A 16,296-nucleotide genomic window follows, 5' to 3' on the forward strand; every position below is an offset into this window, starting at 1 on the left:
GGCAGGCAAAGAAAAGTAGGTGCCGCCCCGCACAGGGGCAACGCTAATAAACCACTAAGAAAACAAGGAAAGGCCAACACCGTAGGCACACAACCAAGCGCCGCAGGCAAAAAACCCAAAAAATGTTCAACTCGATCAAAAGATTCATAAAAAAATGGCGCGCCTCCCGCGACGGCGGCCACCAACTGGACGCACTGCTGGCGATCGCAGATCAGACCGCCCCTTACCCGGACCGCAGTGAATGGCTGATCGAACTCGCCCACTGGATCCACCGCGGCCGCGCAGTCCAACCCGAACAACTCGACAACACCGTCGAAGACAACACATCACGCTCAACCCCAGCACACGCAAGAATCCGCTATCTCCTCCACGTGCTGGACCGCAACCCGGCCTGGAAAGCCAACGTCGCCGGCATTCTCCGCGCGCTCCTTCGTGAAAGCGACGGCCTCTCGCTTCTCTGCGATGCAGGCATGCCCGTTCACTCAGGCTTCTTCGGCGCACTCTTCGAGCGCCTCGAAGCCTCTCTGATCCCGCCCGCACCGAACCGGCGCGACCTCAGAGCGATCGTCACACTGATGTTCAGCCAGGAACGCGACGCCGAATGGATCGCCAATCTGCCAACCGATCTGCTCACCCGCATCCACGCCCTCTTCAACTTCGAACACGACGACAGCGAACCACGCGACAGCACCCCTTTCTCGCTCGACCTGCTGGCCGCGCTGCACAACCTCACCTGCCAGATCAGTTCGACCGGTCTGTCGCAAATCGTCCGCAGCCGTCTCGGCGAAGTCGACGCCCCCGACACCGGCGGTGTACGCGTCGCCATGGAAAAGCAACCGTTCTACCGGCTCACGCGCGCCATGCTTGCCGTCGAAGCAGCCCATCAGGCAGTCAGCGCAGGCGGCCCGCAAGACAAGCTGCTGCACGAGGTCAACTATTTACGCCTGCTGCTCGACGAATGCCGCAGCGCCACCGACAACGTCTTCGCCCACCTCTACCGCAACGGCGTCAGTATTGACATCGTCTTCCAGGTCGAACGGATGCGCATGCGCATCGTGCGCGCGGAACATCTGCTGAACGCCTGGATGACGCAGGACGATCCGCACGCCGGCGCGCGTCTGGCCGCCGAGTTGGTGAACGCGAATCGCGCGAGTCAGAGCGTCACCCATCTCGTGCGTAGCAATTTCTCGTTGCTGGCGCGCAAGGTCGTCGAGTACAGCGCCGATACCGGCGAACACTACATCGCGCGCGATCGCGCCGAATACCTGAAGATGCTGCGCATGGCGGCCGGCGGCGGGCTCGTCACCGTCGTGACGGTCTGCGTGAAATTCGCCATCACCGGCGTGCATCTGCAAGCGATGTTCGAAGGTCTGCTCGCCGGCATCAACTACTCGGCCAGCTTCCTGCTGATTCACTTCCTGCACTTCTCGCTCGCCACCAAGCAACCGGCGATGACCGCGCCCACCCTTGCCCGTGAGCTGGACGGCGTCGGCACGCCGACAGGCGTCGACAGCTTCGTGAGTTCGGTGACCGCGCTGATGCGCACGCAGGCCGCCGCGGTGCTCGGCAACGTGCTGCTGGTGTTTCCCGTGTGCCTCGGCGTGCAATTGCTGTGGCACACGCTCTTCAACGCCAACATCATTTCGCCGGAGAAGGCGCACGCCACGCTGCACTCTTTCTCATTGCTCGGGCCGACGCCGTTCTATGCCGCCTTGACCGGCGTGCTGCTGTGGTCGTCGAGTTTGCTGTCGGGTTGGGCGGACAACTGGTTCGTCCTGCATCGCGTGGCGGATGCGCTTGCCTACAACCGGCGTCTGCGCATGACGCTCGGCGTGGCCGGCACCGCGCGGCTGGCCGCGTTTTGCCGGTCGAATGTGGCGGGCGTGGTGGGCAATATCACGCTTGGCCTGATGCTCGGGCTCGTCCCGGCGATCCTGACCGCCTTCGCCTTCACTTTCGAGGTGCGTCACGTGACGCTCAGCGCCGGCTCGATCGGTGTCGCGCTCGGCGTGCTCGGCAAGGACGCGTTGAAGCTGCCGGAGCTATGGTGGGCGGTCGCGGGGGTCGGCAGCATGGCGATCCTCAACGTGGCCGTGAGTTTCGCGCTCGCCTTCTACATGGCGGTGAAATCGCGCGACCTGCGCCGCAATGCGGTGCGCTCGCTGCGTGGCGCGATCTGGCAGCGGGTGTTCAGACATCCGCTCGAACTGGTATGGCCGGCCAAGGCGGCACCTCAGGACAGGTAACGGCCACCCGCAAGGTCGCCGGGGGTCGCTGCCGCGCCCCTGGCGACAGCTCCGCCGGACCCGACACCCCGACCGCGTACAATAGCGCCTTATCTAACGCCTTCCGGCAACCTCAATGTCCTTCGATTTCTTCCTTCCCTGTCCGCGCGGCCTCGAAGCCTCGCTCGCCACCGAGCTCGCCGAAATTTCCGCGAAGCACCTGAACGGCGCGCCGTTCACGGCCGGCGCGCAAGTGCCCGGCGGCGTGCATTTCCGCGGCGGCTGGGCCGCCGGCATGGCCGCCAACCTGCACTCGCGCCTCGCGAGCCGCGTGCTGCTGAAAATCGCGCATCGGCCGTATCGCAGCGAACAGGACATCTACGCGCTCGCGCTCGAACAGCGCTGGGAGCAATGGTTCTCGGCGAACGAAACGCTGCGCGTGGACGTCACCGCGATCAAATCGCCGCTGCGCAGCCTCGAATTCACGACGCTGCGTGTCAAGGACGCCATCTGCGACCGTCTGCGTGAAGTCAGCGGCGCGCGTCCGAGCATCGACACCGCCACGCCCGACGTGCGCGTGTTCGCGTTCCTCACCGCCACCGATTGCACGCTCTACCTCGACACCTCCGGCGACCCGCTCTTCAAGCGCGGCTGGCGCCTCGACAAGGGCGCGGCGCCGCTGCGCGAGAATCTCGCGGCGGGTATCCTGCGCCTGACCGGCTGGAGCGCCGGCACGCCGCTGTACGACCCGATGTGCGGCAGCGGCACCTTCCTCGCGGAAGCTGCGCAAGTGGCGCTGAATATCGCGCCGGGCGCGGAGCGCCGCTTCGGCTTCGAAAGGCTCAAGCAGTTCGACGCCAAGACCTGGCAACCGCTGAAGGCCGCCGCGCTCGACGCGAAGCACGCCGCCCGCAACTCGCGCGCCGACCTGCAAATTTTCGGCAGTGATATTTCCGGCGACATGCTCGACAAGGCACGTGCGAACTTCCAGCGCGCCGGTCTGCCGTCAATTCCGCTCAAGCAGGTCGACGCGCGCGGCATGACGGCGCCGTCGGCTGAGCCGGGCATCCTCGTCGCGAATCCGCCGTATGGCGAGCGGATCGAAGTGCGCGGCCGCAACGCACGTGGGGAAATCCGCGAAGGCCGCGCCACGCGTGAAGGCCGTGAGGACGACAGCTTCCGCCGCGCTCAGGAAGAAGCGCCGGATAGCGAGTTTTTCCAGTCGCTCGGCGATGCGCTGAAGCAGCGCTTCACCGGCTGGCATGCGTTTATTCTGACCTCGGATCGCAAGCTGCCGGGTCAGATGCGTCTGCGCGAATCGACCAAAACGCCGCTCTTCAACGGTGCGCTCGAATGCCGGCTGTTCCGCTTCGATCTGATTGCAGGCAGCGTCCGGCAACGGCCGCAGAACAACGACACACCGCCAGCGTAAGCCGGAGCAGAGCAGCATCGAAAAAACCGTGGATCCTGATCCGCGGTTTTTTTTCGCCGGTACTCGGCGACCGGCCGGTGTCGCGGATCCCATCTGCTGCCACGCCCACGTCTGCGTTTCTCCCTTCGCGCCCGCGTCACCCCGCCCATCGACCGTCGCGTCTTTTCGCGGCGTCCGCGACGCCCTACTGACACTACGCTGTCAGTAGCCCCCATGCACACTCCTTCTCACGCCATCCGGCGCTTTGCACGGCTTACTGCCATCCACAGGAGAGTGTCATGTCCGCATCATCCAAAGTTGTTGCATGGTTCGAGATTCCGTCCGTCGATTTCGATCGCGCAGTGCGTTTTTACGAAGCCGCACTCGACGTCAAACTGCGCCATGAAGAAGTCGGCGGCCAGCCGATCGCCATCTTCGGCTACGAGGAACCCGCCACTGGCGGCGCGATCGTCCATAGCCCGACGATGACGCCGACCGACGACGGCGTGCTCATCTATCTGAACGCCCAGCCGACCGTGGACGCCACCCTCGCCCGCGTCGAAAAGGCCGGCGGCAAGACCGATGGTCCGGTGATCAAGCTGCCGCAGGACATCGGCTATATCGCGTTCTTCGTCGACACGGAAGGCAACCGCCTCGGCCTGCATTCGCTGACCAACGGTTGAGCGCGTGATTCAGCACACCAGCGCGGTGGCCCGCAGACACCGCGCGTAACGCTGACCGGAGCGCGGCATGCGGCGCTATCATCGTGGGTCTGTCCCCGTCCTTTTCTATAAGACGCCCACCATGACGCGCCGCGCCGACCGCCTGTTCCAGATCGCCGAACTGTTACGCGGCCGACGTCTGACCACCGCGCAACAACTCGCCGACTGGCTGAATATCTCGCTGCGTACGGTCTATCGCGACGTGCGCGATCTGCAACTGTCAGGCGTGCCAATCGAAGGCGAAGCGGGCATCGGCTACCGCTTGAGCCGCGCGGCGAGCCTGCCGCCCCTCACCTTCACCGCCGACGAACTGGCCGCGCTCGCAGCAGGCGCACGGATGCTCGAATCCTGGGGCGGCGCCGGCTTCGCGAGCGGAGCACGCGGCGCGTTGGCGAAGATCGCCTCGGCCATGCCCGCCGACAAGCGCGCAACCCTCGAACGCCTGGCGATCTTCGCGCCGTCGTTTCACATCAAGGCGGATTTTTCAGCGAAGGTGGACGTGCTGCATCGAGCGGTCGATGCACGTCAGGTAGTGAGCTTTGCCTATACCGATGCGAATAGCGCAGAGACCGAGCGGCGCGTGTGGCCGCTGGCGCTGGCGTATTGGGGCGCGCGCTGGACGCTCGGCGCATGGTGCGAATTGCGAGGCGATTTCCGCAATTTCGGGCTGGAGAGGATCCAGGATATTCAGGTACTCGAAACGTATCCGGATCAGGAAGGAAAACGGTTGGCGGATTGGCTGCGGCATGTGAACGCGAAGCCGCGGTGACAATGTGGATGCAGTTTTGCGCCGCGAGTGCGGCGGCTTGGGGAACTCGATAGTACGTCCGGGCGATTCGCGGCCCACCGCGAGGCAGGCCGCGCAACAACAATGCCCGTGTTATTCCACGGCCTTCACCATATCCTCGATTACCTTCTTGGCGTCGCCGAACACCATCATCGTCTTGTCCATGTAGAACAGGTCGTTGTCGAGACCGGCATAACCCGCCGCCATCGAACGCTTGTTCACGATCACCGTGCGCGCCTTGTACGCCTCGATGATCGGCATGCCCGCGATCGGTGACTTCGGATCGTTCTTCGCGGCCGGATTCACCACGTCGTTCGCGCCCAGCACCAGCACTACGTCGACCTGGCCGAACTCGCCGTTGATGTCGTCCATTTCGTAGACCATGTCGTACGGCACTTCGGCTTCGGCAAGTAGCACGTTCATGTGCCCAGGCATCCGGCCGGCCACCGGGTGAATCGCGTACTTCACCTCGATGCCCTTTTCGACCAGCTTGTCGGTCAACTCCTTCAACGCATGTTGTGCACGCGCCACCGCAAGACCGTAACCCGGCACGATCACCACGGTCTCAGCATTACCGAGCATGAACGAAGCGTCGTCGGCCGAACCGGATTTCACCGGACGCTGCTCCGTCGCGCCGCCTGCCGCCGCCGCACCGGCCTCGTTACCGAAGCCACCGAGAATCACGTTGAAGAACGAGCGGTTCATCGCCTTACACATGATGTACGACAGGATCGCACCGGACGAACCCACCAGCGAGCCCGCGATGATCAGCATCGGATTGTTCAGCGAGAAGCCGATGCCCGCCGCCGCCCAGCCCGAATACGAGTTGAGCATCGACACGACCACCGGCATATCCGCGCCGCCGATCGGAATGATGATCAGCACGCCGAGCACGAACGCGATGATCGTCATGATGATGAACGGCAGCCACGATTGCGTGAGGAAGAAGATCACGCCAAAGCCGAGCATCCCGATCGCGAGGAACAGGTTGATCAGGTGCTGCCCGGCATAGACGACCGGCGCGCCCTGGAACAGCCGGAACTTGTACTTGCCTGACAGCTTGCCGAAGGCGATCACCGAACCGGAGAACGTAATCGCGCCGACAAACGTACCGATGAACAGCTCGACGCGATTGCCATACGGCAGGAAGCCCGGAATCGCATTCTCCGGATCGACGAGGCCGAATGCCGCCGGTTCCGACACCACCGCATACGCGATACACACAGCCGCAAGACCGATCAGCGAGTGCATCGCCGCGACCAGTTCCGGCATCTTGGTCATCTCGACGCGCGCCGCGACGAACGCGCCGATCGCGCCGCCGATCACCAGCGCGACCAGCAACAGGCCGAGCCCCAGGCCGAGATTCGAGCCGAGCGCGTTCGCCTGTTTGACGATCAACGCGATGGTGGTGAGGATCGCAATCGCCATCCCGACCATGCCGAAGGTATTGCCGGTGCGCGCCGTCTTCGGATTGGACAGCCCTTTGAGCGCCTGGATGAAGCAGACCGACGCGACCAGATAAAGCAGCGTGACGACATTCAGACTCATTACGCGTTCTCCTTGGCAGCGGCGGGGAGCTTCTTCGGCTCTTTCTTCCTGAACATCTCCAGCATTCGCCTCGTCACGAGGAATCCGCCGAACACGTTGACCGCCGCGAGCGCGACGGCCAGCGTGCCGAAGAACTTGCCGGTGTCGCCCACGGTGAGGCCCGCTGCGAGCATCGCGCCGACGATCACGATCGCCGAGATCGCGTTGGTCACGGCCATCAGCGGCGTGTGCAGCGCGGGCGTGACGTTCCAGACGACGTGGTAGCCGACGTAGATCGCCAGCACGAAGATGATCAGGTTGATGACGGTGTGGTTGATGACTTCCATCGCCGTTCTCCTCTATGCCTTGCGTGTGACTTCGCCGTCACGGGCCAGCAGCGTGGCCGCGACGATGTCGTCCGCGAGATCGATGTTCAGGGCGCCTTCCTTGGTGATGATCAGCTTCAGGAAGTCGAGCAGGTTGCGCGCGTAGAGCGATGACGCGTCGGCGGGGACCATCGAGGCCAGATTCGTATAGCCGACGATCTGCACGCCGTGTTTGATCACGACCTTGTCGGCTTCGGTCAGCGGGCAATTGCCACCGCGCTGGCCTTCGTACTCCGCACCGCGGCCAGCCGCGAGGTCCACCAGCACGGAGCCGGGTTTCATCGCCTGCACGGTTTCCACCGAGATCAGCGTCGGCGCCGCGCGACCGGGGATCAACGCGGTGGAGATGACGATATCCGCCTGCTTCGCCCGCTCGTGGACCAGTGCCGACTGACGTGTCAGCCACGAAGGCGGCATCGGCCGCGCGTAGCCGCCAACGCCCTGCGCGGCTTCGCGTTCTTCGTCGGTTTCATAGGGCACATCGAGGAATTTGGCGCCGAGCGATTCGATCTGCTCTTTCACCGCCGGACGCACGTCGGAGGCTTCGATCACCGCGCCCAAACGCTTGGCCGTCGCGATCGCCTGCAGACCGGCCACGCCAGCGCCGAGGATCAGCACACGGGCCGCTTTCACGGTGCCCGCGGCGGTCATCAGCATCGGCATGAAGCGCGGATAAAGCGTGGCCGCCAATAGAACCGCCTTGTAGCCCGCGATATTCGCCTGCGAGCTCAAAACATCGAGGCTCTGCGCGCGCGTGGTTCTTGGCGCGGCCTCTAATGCGAACGCCGTGACGCCCGCGGCCGCCAGCTTTGATGAGTTTTCGGTATTAAACGGATCGAGCATGCCGACCAATACAGCGCCGCGTTTGAGCAGCGGCAGTTCGGTATCGGTCGGGGACTGGACCTTGAGGACAAGATCCGCGCCAAAAGCAGCAGCCGTGTCGACGATTTCCGCGCCGGCTGCTGTAAAGGCATCGTCAGGAAAGCTCGCGCCGGTGCCGGCGCCGCTCTGGATCGTGACCCGGTGGCCCTGGGTCACGTACTTCTTGACCGTTTCGGGCGTCGCGGCGACGCGGGTTTCGTGCGCGCGCGTCTCGGCTGGCACTCCGATGTGCATCTTTGTTCCTCCTCGACTTCCTGTTTTACGACAGAGCTGCCGACGAGGCACGCCGGCTTGCAAGTGCAACGGCTAACGGCGTCACTTTAACCGAAACCTGGGGGTGCGCCGAAATCGGGGACAATCCGGGGGTCTTGAGCTGGCGGGCGCCTTGCAGGATGCGGGCGATGGGCCACCGCTCGTGCCACTTGCGCCTTAGCTGCCGGTCGCCCGCCGCCGGTCGCCCGCAGCCGGTCGCCCGCTTCCCGGCAGCCCAGGCCCATAAACGGTAAAATGCGCACCCATGAAACCGGAAACCTGGCTGCCGCACGTCACCGTTGCGGCCATCGTCGAGCGTGACGGGCGTTTTCTCGTTGTCGAGGAACATACCGCCGACGGCCTGCGCCTGAATCAGCCCGCCGGCCATCTGGAGGCGGGCGAAACGCTGGTGGAAGCGGTCATCCGCGAAACGCTCGAGGAAACCGCGCATCCGTTCACGCCCGCGGCGCTGGTCGGCATGTATATGACGCATTTCGAGCGGCCCGGCAGTGAGGGCGTGACGTATCTGCGCTTCACCTATTGCGGCACGGGCGGCGAAGCGGATGCAGCGCGCGCGCTCGATCCCGACATTGCCCGCACGCTGTGGATGAGCGCCGACGAATTGCGCGCCTGCCCTGAACGGCACCGCACGCCGCTCGTCATGCAATGTATCGACGATTACCTCGCGGGACGGCGCTTCCCGCTCGACTTCGTGCACACGCATTCGGTCGGACGCAAACAGGCATGAGCAGGCATAAATAGACGTAAGCTGGTATCGCCTGACGTAAGCCGTCACGAGCGGCAAGGCAGGCGGGCAGGCACCCCGGTCAACCCACGATCAATGAAGTCACGCAGTACCCAGTGAGCACCTTATGAGCAAGCAGAAAGTCGTAGTAGGCATGTCGGGCGGCGTCGATTCGTCGGTTACCGCATGGCTGCTGAAGGAACAGGGCTACGACGTGGTCGGCCTGTTCATGAAAAACTGGGAAGACGACGATGACAGCGAGTACTGCTCGACGCGGCAGGACTGGATCGACGTCGTCTCGGTGGCGGACCTGATCGGCATCGACGTCGAAGCGGTCAACTTCGCCGCCGAGTACAAAGACCGCGTGTTCGCCGAATTCCTGCGCGAATATTCGGCCGGCCGCACGCCGAATCCGGACGTGCTGTGCAACGCCGAAATCAAGTTCAAAGCCTTCCTCGATCACGCCATGTCGCTCGGCGCGGAAACCATCGCGACCGGCCACTATGCGCGAGTGCGCGAAAACAACGGCCGCTTTGAACTGCTGAAGGCCTTCGATCATACGAAGGACCAGTCGTACTTCCTGCATCGGCTGAATCAGGCGCAGTTGTCGAAGACGCTATTTCCCCTGGGCGAGATTCCGAAGACGAAAGTGCGCGAGATCGCCGAACAGATCGCGCTGCCGAATGCAAAGAAGAAAGATTCGACCGGCATCTGCTTTATCGGCGAACGGCCGTTCCGCGACTTCCTGAACCGCTATCTGCCGACCCAACCCGGTCCGATGAAAACCACCGACGGCAAAGTGATCGGCGAACACATCGGCCTCGCGTTCTACACGTTCGGGCAGCGCAAGGGTATCGGCCTTGGCGGCAGCAAGGACGGCAGCGGCGAGCCGTGGTTCGTCGCCGGTAAGGATATTGCGTCGAACACGCTGTATGTCGCGCAAGGCCACGAGCATCCGTGGCTGCTGAGTCACACGTTGAGCGCGGGCAATACGAGCTGGGTCGCGGGCGAAGCGCCCACCGAAGGTTTCGCGTGCGGTGCGAAAACCCGTTACCGGCAAGCGGATGCGCCGTGCTCCTTCAGCGCGGCAGGTGTCGACGAAGGCCTCTTTGAACTGAATTTCGACGACGCCCAATGGGCTGTCACACCAGGGCAATCTGCAGTGCTCTACGATGGCGACGTGTGTCTCGGCGGTGGCATCATCGAGCACGCGGTAACCGCGCAGCCAACGGTGCGTCAGCCGCAAAAGGCAGCGCTGCTAAGCGCCCGTTGAACCATGAGTTTGAGCTAGCTTCACCATAACAAGCAGTCGTTCGTTTCCCTTCGCGGCGGATTCCGTTTGCGCCGACAGCGTCGACGATCCCTCCGCGACGATCCTCACTGCACTGGAGTCCCCATGTTTTCTCGACGTTATCTGGCGATGTGGTGCGCAGTCATTCTGCTCGCAGCCTGTGCGGCGCTCGCCGCGGCGCATCACATTTCGTGGTTCTGGATCATCGTGCCGGTGGCGCTCGTCGCGCTCGGTCTGTTCGACCTGACGCAGGAACGCCATGCGATTCTGCGCAACTATCCGCTGTGGGGCCACTTCCGCTTCCTGTTCGAATTCATCCGCCCGGAAATCCGCCAGTATTTCGTCGAAGACGACACCGACGAAAAACCGTTCTCGCGCGCGCAACGCAGCATCGTCTATCAGCGCGCCAAGAACGACGTGGACAGCCGCCCCTACGGCACCGAACTCGACGTCAAGGCCGTCGCGCACGAATGGATCAGCCACTCGCTCGCACCGACCAGCATCGATAGCCACGACTTCCGTATTGTCGTCGGCCCCGACCGCGCGCAGCCTTATTCGATGTCGATCTTCAACGTCTCCGCGATGAGCTTCGGCTCGTTGTCGGCAAATGCGATCATGGCGCTGAACCTCGGCGCGAAGAAAGGCAACTTCGCGCACGACACGGGCGAAGGCTCGATGTCGAAATACCACCGCGAACATGGTGGCGACATCATCTGGGAAATCGCCTCGGGCTATTTCGGCTGCCGCAACGACGACGGCACCTTCAGCGCGGAGAAATTCGCCAAGCAGGCTGCCGAGCCGCAAGTGAAGATGATCGAAGTGAAGCTCTCGCAAGGCGCGAAGCCCGGTCACGGCGGCGTGCTGCCGGCCGCCAAGATCACGCCCGAGATCGCGGAAACGCGCGGCGTGCCGATGGGTCGCGATTGCATCTCGCCCGCTACCCACTCCGAATTCTCATCGCCGCGCGGCCTGCTCGAATTCGTCGACCGGCTGCGCACGCTGTCCGGCGGCAAGCCGACCGGGTTCAAGCTGTGTATCGGGCATCCGTGGGAATTCTTTGGAATTGCGAAGGCGATGCTGGAGACGGGCATTCTGCCGGACTTCATCGTGGTCGACGGTGCGGAAGGCGGCACGGGCGCGGCCCCCCTGGAGTTCACCGATCACGTCGGCGTGCCGTTGCAGGAAGGCCTGCTGCTGGTGCACAACACGCTGGTCGGTATCGGCTTGCGTCAGCGCATTCGCATCGGCGCGAGCGGCAAGATGATCACGGCATTCGACATTACGAAGACGCTCGCGATCGGCGCGGATTGGGTCAACGCGGCGCGTGGCTTCATGTTCGCGGTCGGTTGCATTCAGGCGCAGACCTGCCACACCGGCCGCTGCCCGACGGGCGTCGCAACGCAGGACCCGGTGCGTCAACGTGCGCTGGTCGTGCCGGACAAAGCCGATCGCGTGTTCAACTTCCATCACAACACCTTGCATGCGCTGAAGGAAATCATTCAGGCCGCGGGGCTCAAGCATCCGGCGGAATTGCGCGCGCATCACATTGTGCGGCGCGTGTCGTCGCATGAGGTGCAGTTGATGTCCGAGTTGCTGAAGTACCTCGATCCGAACGATCTGCTGAACGGCAACTATCGCTACACGCTGTACGAGAAATATTGGCCCATGGCCCAAAGCCACTCGTTTGCACCGAAAGTTGAGCTGGCCGCTACATAAGCCGGTTGTGGCGGCGATGGAGCCTGGGCCGATCGCCGCCTAAGTCTTAAATTTTGACGGCGAGTTCTTGCAGAAAAATAAGAATCCTTAGGAACCCGTCTTATATACAACCGCTGCACCGGGCCGTACATTGGCGGGTCTTCTGCACCCGCTTAACGTTCATGCTCACATCCTCTCCTGCTCCGCTTCAGCTTGGTGCTCATACGCAACTGGTCCAGACCCGCCACGGCTGGATGCTTGCCAATCCCAACGACTTCTATCTAGGCCGGGCGCTCATCGAATACGGTGAATGCAGCGAGCTTGAATCTGCTGTGTTGCGGCAGTTGCTGGTGCAGCCGGGGATCGTTGTCGAAGTCGGTGCGAATATCGGCGTGCATACCGTCATGCTGGCTCGTGAGGCGCTGGCGCGGCGTCAGGTGCTGGTTGCATTCGAGCCGCAGCCGGTGATCTTTCAGAACCTCTGCGCGAATCTGGCGGCCAATGGCGTGCGCAACGTGTTGGCGTGGCCGTACGCATGCGGGGCAAGTGCGAGCACGCTGCATTTTGAACGGCCCGACTACGATTCGCCGGGCAACTTTGGCGGGGTGTCGATGCAGACCGAGGCTGCGGCGAACACGATCCCGGTTCCGTGCGTCCGGCTGGATGATGTATTGCGCTCGCATACGGTCGGGCTGCTGAAGCTCGACGTGGAGGGGTTCGAGTTGAACGCGCTGCTGGGCGCGGAGGAAACGATCGCCCGCTCACGTCCGGTGATTTATGTGGAGAACGACCGGCTCGATCAGTCCCAGGCATTGATCGAGTGGCTGTGGTCGAAGGAATACCGGATGTGGTGGCACTTGCCGCCTTTGTTCAATTCGGGGAATTTCTTTGGGCGCGCGGAGAACATCTACGGCCGCATAGTGTCGTGCAATATGCTCGCGCTGCCGCGGGAACTCGAGATGGAGATGGAGGGATTTGTGGAGGTGACGAATTCGGATTCCGCCACGCATGTGTTGATGGGCGCGCTCACGTAGCCCACGGGACACCTCCTGGGAAAAGGAATGACAATCGGCCGCCCGACGCGGCCTTTTTCCGTTTGGAGAACACGCCGGTTCCCGTCCGACCCCGCAAAACGGACACCCCCCTCCCTTTCCGTTAAAATCCAAGGTTTAGCACTTCGCTCCACGGCCACCCGGCGCGCTTCGGCGCTTACGGCGCGGCCCCATGCCCGAAAGGCACTTCATGCTCACGTTTCAGCAAATCATCCTGACCCTGCAGTCCTACTGGGATAAGCAGGGTTGCGCGTTGCTCCAGCCGATCGACATGGAAGTCGGCGCGGGCACGTCCCACGTCCATACTTTCCTGCGCGCAATCGGTCCGGAACCGTGGCGAGCCGCCTATGTGCAGCCGTCGCGCCGCCCGAAAGACGGCCGCTACGGCGAGAACCCGAACCGCCTGCAGCATTACTACCAGTACCAGGTCGTGCTCAAGCCGGCGCCGGAAAACATCCTCGACCTGTACCTCGGCTCGCTGGAAGCCCTCGGCTTCGACCTGAAGCAGAACGACGTGCGCTTCGTTGAAGACGACTGGGAAAACCCCACGCTCGGCGCGTGGGGCCTTGGCTGGGAAGTGTGGCTGAACGGCATGGAAGTGACCCAGTTCACCTACTTTCAGCAGGTCGGCGGTCTGGATTGCAAGCCGGTGCTCGGCGAAATCACTTATGGTCTCGAGCGTCTCGCGATGTACCTGCAGAAGGTCGAAAACGTTTACGACCTGGTCTGGACCGAATGGGAAGAGCAAGGCCCGAACGGCCCGGAGCTTCGTCGCCTGACGTACGGCGACGTGTATCACCAGAACGAAGTCGAACAGTCGACCTACAACTTCGAGCACGCGAACGTCGATCTGCTGTTCACGTTCTTCAACAGCTATGAAGCGGAAGCCAGGCGCATGATCGAAGCGCAGATCGCGCTGCCCGCTTATGAACTGGTGCTGAAGGCCGGCCACACGTTCAACCTGCTGGACGCCCGCGGCGCGATCTCCGTCACGGAGCGTGCGGCCTATATTGGCCGGATTCGCGCGCTGTCGCGTCTGGTCGCCCAGGCCTACTACGAGTCGCGCGAAAAACTCGGTTTCCCGATGCTCGGTAATCCGGTGCATGGCGTGCCCGGCCTGACGACCGACGAGCAAGACGCCGCCATGCCCGCATGGGCGCCGCCGCTGAAAATCGAACGCAAGATCGATCCGGACTGACGAGACCATCAAGAAATGACTCAACCCCATCAAGCTACCCTGCTCGTCGAACTGCTGACCGAAGAATTGCCGCCGAAAGCGCTCGCGCGTCTGGGTGACGCGTTCGCCGAAGGCATTGCGCAGCGCCTCGCGGCGCGCGATCTGGTCGAAGGCGAACTGTCGTTCGAACGTTACGCCACGCCGCGCCGCCTCGCCGTCACGATCAGGAACGTGCGTGCGGTCGCGCCGGAAAAACACGTGCGCGAAAAAGTGCTGCCGGTTTCCGTCGCGCTCGATAAAGACGGCCAGCCCACCGCGCCGCTCGCCAAGAAACTGGCCGCGCTCGGCTTCCCCGATTTTTCGGTGAACGACCTGGAACGCGCGCAGGACGGCAAGGCCGAAGCCTTCTTCCTGCGCTACGCCGCGCCGGGCGCCACGCTCGCCGAAGGCCTGCAAGCCGCGCTCGACGAAACGCTCGCCAAGTTGCCGGTCCCGAAACCGATGACGTATCAGCGCCCGGACGGCACCAGTGTGCAGTTCGTGCGCCCGGCGCATCGCCTGACCACCTTGCACGGCGACGAGGTCGTGCCGGTCACGGCACTGGGCGTCGACGCTGACGACACCACACTCGGCCATCGCTTCCTGTCCGAAGGCCTGGTGCAGATCCAGCACGCGGATTCGTACGCCGACACGTTGCTGCACAAAGGTCACGTGGTCGCGAATTTCGCCGACCGCAAGGAAACCATCCGCACGCACCTGCTCGCGCAAGCCGACGGCGACCAGGTCGTGATGCCGGAAGCGCTGCTGGATGAAGTGAATTCGCTGGTCGAATGGCCGGTGGTCTACGCCTGCCGCTTCGAGGACGAATTCCTGCAAGTACCGCAGGAATGCCTGATCCTGACCATGCAGACGAACCAGAAATACTTCGCGTTGACGGATGCGAACGGCAAGCTGCGCTCGCGCTTCCTGATCGTGTCGAACATCGAAACGAAGACGCCTGGCGATATCGTCGAAGGCAACGAACGGGTGGTGCGTCCGCGTCTGGCCGATGCGAAGTTCTTCTTCGAGCAGGACAAGAAGAAGCCGCTCGCCGAGCGCGTGCCGCTGCTCGCCAATGTCGTGTATCACAACAAGCTGGGTTCGGCGCTGCAACGCGTGGAGCGTGTCGAAGCGCTGGCCGGCGCGATTGCCGGACTGATCGGCGCGGATGCCGCGCTCGCGAAGCGCGCCGCGCGTCTCTCCAAGGCCGATCTGATCACCGACATGGTCGGCGAATTCCCCGAGCTGCAAGGCACGATGGGCACGTACTACGCGCGCCACGACGGCGAGCCGGAAGAAGTTGCGCGGGCGTGCTCGGAGCACTATCAGCCGCGCTTCTCCGGCGATGCATTGCCGGCCACGGCAACCGGCACCGTCGTCGCGCTTGCCGACAAGCTCGAAACGCTGGTCGGCATCTGGGGCATCGGCCTGCAACCGACCGGCGAGAAAGACCCGTTCGCGCTGCGCCGTCATGCGCTGGGCGTGCTGCGGATTCTGGTCGAGAAGCAATTGCCGGTCGATCTGATCGAACTGCTGCGCACCGCTTACGCGCAATTCGCCGCCGTGCCGGGCGTCGCCGATTCGACGCAGGCGATTTACGAATTCAGCATGGACCGCCTGCGCGGTTTGCTGCGCGAACGTGGCTATGCGCCGGGCGAAATCGACGCGGTGCTGGCGCTGAACCCAACGCGCCTCGACGACATCGTCGCGCGTCTGGATGCGGTGCGCGAATTCGCGGCCTTGCCGGAAGCGGCATCGCTCGCGGCGGCCAACAAGCGGATTTCGAACATCCTGAAGAAGTCGGAAAGCGCGACGACCGGCGGTGTGCAGGTCACGCTGCTGACCGAAGCGGCGGAGAAAGCCTTGCATGCGCAACTCGAGCAGGTCGCACCGCGCGTGCAATCGCAACTCGCCGTGCGCGACTACACGGGTGCGCTGACCGCGCTCGCCGCGTTGCGCGAGCCGGTCGACACGTTCTTCAACGACGTGATGGTCAACGCCGAAGATCCGGCGTTGCGGGCCAACCGTCTGGCTTTGCTCGGCGCGCTGCATCAGCAGATGAATTGCGTCGCCGACATCTCCCGACTCGCCGCCTGAGCCCCCCA

General features: G+C 63.4%; 14 protein-coding genes. 10 read left to right on the forward strand and 4 right to left on the reverse strand.

Translation table 11 applies throughout. The features are described from left to right. On the reverse strand, window positions 1-263 hold a 263-nt coding region (locus tag PQR67_RS33770; protein WP_408467197.1), incomplete at its 3' end, for a hypothetical protein. Here PQR67_RS33770 and PQR67_RS33775 point away from each other — a divergent pair. The 4 genes from PQR67_RS33775 (at window position 147) to PQR67_RS33790 (ending at window position 5,127) form a co-directional block, all read left to right on the forward strand. Continuing rightward, window positions 147-2,246, forward strand: coding sequence for a site-specific recombinase (locus PQR67_RS33775; RefSeq protein ID WP_408467194.1), 2,100 nt, complete (start codon window positions 147-149; stop codon window positions 2,244-2,246). The genes PQR67_RS33770 and PQR67_RS33775 overlap by 117 nt on opposite strands. Before the next feature lie 115 nt (window positions 2,247-2,361). Further along, on the forward strand, window positions 2,362-3,657 hold the full coding sequence (locus PQR67_RS33780) for a THUMP domain-containing class I SAM-dependent RNA methyltransferase (protein WP_408467142.1): 1,296 nt from the start codon (window positions 2,362-2,364) through the stop codon (window positions 3,655-3,657). 278 nt (window positions 3,658-3,935) lie between these two features. Next, the gene (locus PQR67_RS33785) at window positions 3,936-4,319 is read left to right on the forward strand and encodes a VOC family protein (protein WP_408467143.1); all 384 of its coding nucleotides are present in this window, start codon (window positions 3,936-3,938) and stop codon (window positions 4,317-4,319) included. A 67-nt stretch (window positions 4,320-4,386) separates the two neighbouring features. Further along, window positions 4,387-5,127, forward strand: coding sequence for a helix-turn-helix transcriptional regulator (locus PQR67_RS33790; RefSeq protein ID WP_408467144.1), 741 nt, complete (start codon window positions 4,387-4,389; stop codon window positions 5,125-5,127). Between the two features lie 111 nt (window positions 5,128-5,238). Here the strand turns inward: PQR67_RS33790 and PQR67_RS33795 are convergent, their stop codons facing one another. From PQR67_RS33795 to PQR67_RS33805, 3 genes are read right to left on the reverse strand one after another with little or no spacing between them, the layout of a single operon-like run. Further along, the gene (locus PQR67_RS33795) at window positions 5,239-6,693 is read right to left on the reverse strand and encodes an NAD(P)(+) transhydrogenase (Re/Si-specific) subunit beta (RefSeq protein ID WP_408467145.1); all 1,455 of its coding nucleotides are present in this window, start codon (window positions 6,691-6,693) and stop codon (window positions 5,239-5,241) included. After that, window positions 6,693-7,019, reverse strand: a complete 327-nt coding sequence (locus PQR67_RS33800) for an NAD(P) transhydrogenase subunit alpha part 2 (RefSeq protein ID WP_097391320.1) — start codon at window positions 7,017-7,019, stop codon at window positions 6,693-6,695. The genes PQR67_RS33795 and PQR67_RS33800 overlap by 1 nt, the downstream gene beginning before the upstream one ends. A 12-nt stretch (window positions 7,020-7,031) precedes the next feature. Then, complete coding sequence (locus tag PQR67_RS33805) at window positions 7,032-8,174, reverse strand: Re/Si-specific NAD(P)(+) transhydrogenase subunit alpha (RefSeq protein WP_408467146.1); 1,143 nt, start codon at window positions 8,172-8,174, stop codon at window positions 7,032-7,034. 283 nt (window positions 8,175-8,457) lie between these two features. On the opposite strand from PQR67_RS33805, the gene PQR67_RS33810 reads away from it, so the two are divergent. The 6 genes from PQR67_RS33810 (at window position 8,458) to glyS (ending at window position 16,288) form a co-directional block, all read left to right on the forward strand. Continuing rightward, entirely contained in the window at window positions 8,458-8,940 is a 483-nt protein-coding gene (locus PQR67_RS33810) for an NUDIX hydrolase (protein ID WP_408467147.1), read from the forward strand. A gap of 124 nt (window positions 8,941-9,064) precedes the next feature. Then, complete coding sequence (gene mnmA / locus PQR67_RS33815; RefSeq protein ID WP_408467148.1) at window positions 9,065-10,210, forward strand: tRNA 2-thiouridine(34) synthase MnmA; 1,146 nt, start codon at window positions 9,065-9,067, stop codon at window positions 10,208-10,210. Between the two features lie 123 nt (window positions 10,211-10,333). Next, window positions 10,334-11,944, forward strand: coding sequence for an FMN-binding glutamate synthase family protein (locus tag PQR67_RS33820; RefSeq protein ID WP_408467149.1), 1,611 nt, complete (start codon window positions 10,334-10,336; stop codon window positions 11,942-11,944). A 161-nt stretch (window positions 11,945-12,105) separates the two neighbouring features. Beyond that, window positions 12,106-12,957: an FkbM family methyltransferase gene (locus PQR67_RS33825; protein ID WP_408467150.1), complete on the forward strand. Its 852-nt coding sequence runs from the start codon at window positions 12,106-12,108 to the stop codon at window positions 12,955-12,957. Between the two features lie 208 nt (window positions 12,958-13,165). Beyond that, window positions 13,166-14,173 carry a glycine--tRNA ligase subunit alpha gene (gene glyQ, locus PQR67_RS33830; protein ID WP_408467195.1) on the forward strand — a complete coding sequence of 336 codons (1,008 nt, stop codon included), beginning with the start codon at window positions 13,166-13,168 and terminating at the stop codon, window positions 14,171-14,173. 15 nt (window positions 14,174-14,188) lie between these two features. After that, window positions 14,189-16,288, forward strand: coding sequence for a glycine--tRNA ligase subunit beta (gene glyS, locus PQR67_RS33835; protein ID WP_408467152.1), 2,100 nt, complete (start codon window positions 14,189-14,191; stop codon window positions 16,286-16,288). The last annotated feature ends 8 nt before the right edge of the window (window positions 16,289-16,296 follow it).

This window comes from Paraburkholderia fungorum (assembly GCF_046026025.1).
Taxonomy (GTDB): Bacteria; Pseudomonadota; Gammaproteobacteria; order Burkholderiales; family Burkholderiaceae; genus Paraburkholderia; species Paraburkholderia fungorum_E.

What these genes read in the sequence shown, in the direction of transcription:
- PQR67_RS33780 (WP_408467142.1), top strand. Translation starts at nt 2,362, where the DNA reads ATGTCCTTCGATTTCTTCCTTCCCTGTCCGCGCGGCCTCGAAGCCTCG.
- PQR67_RS33785 (WP_408467143.1), top strand. Translation starts at nt 3,936, where the DNA reads ATGTCCGCATCATCCAAAGTTGTTGCATGGTTCGAGATTCCGTCCGTC.
- PQR67_RS33790 (WP_408467144.1), top strand. Translation starts at nt 4,387, where the DNA reads ATGCGGCGCTATCATCGTGGGTCTGTCCCCGTCCTTTTCTATAAGACG.
- PQR67_RS33795 (WP_408467145.1), bottom strand. Translation starts at nt 6,693, where the DNA reads ATGAGTCTGAATGTCGTCACGCTGCTTTATCTGGTCGCGTCGGTCTGC.
- PQR67_RS33800 (WP_097391320.1), bottom strand. Translation starts at nt 7,019, where the DNA reads ATGGAAGTCATCAACCACACCGTCATCAACCTGATCATCTTCGTGCTG.
- PQR67_RS33805 (WP_408467146.1), bottom strand. Translation starts at nt 8,174, where the DNA reads ATGCACATCGGAGTGCCAGCCGAGACGCGCGCGCACGAAACCCGCGTC.
- PQR67_RS33810 (WP_408467147.1), top strand. Translation starts at nt 8,458, where the DNA reads ATGAAACCGGAAACCTGGCTGCCGCACGTCACCGTTGCGGCCATCGTC.
- mnmA (WP_408467148.1), top strand. Translation starts at nt 9,065, where the DNA reads ATGAGCAAGCAGAAAGTCGTAGTAGGCATGTCGGGCGGCGTCGATTCG.
- PQR67_RS33820 (WP_408467149.1), top strand. Translation starts at nt 10,334, where the DNA reads ATGTTTTCTCGACGTTATCTGGCGATGTGGTGCGCAGTCATTCTGCTC.
- PQR67_RS33825 (WP_408467150.1), top strand. Translation starts at nt 12,106, where the DNA reads ATGCTCACATCCTCTCCTGCTCCGCTTCAGCTTGGTGCTCATACGCAA.
- glyQ (WP_408467195.1), top strand. Translation starts at nt 13,166, where the DNA reads ATGCTCACGTTTCAGCAAATCATCCTGACCCTGCAGTCCTACTGGGAT.
- glyS (WP_408467152.1), top strand. Translation starts at nt 14,189, where the DNA reads ATGACTCAACCCCATCAAGCTACCCTGCTCGTCGAACTGCTGACCGAA.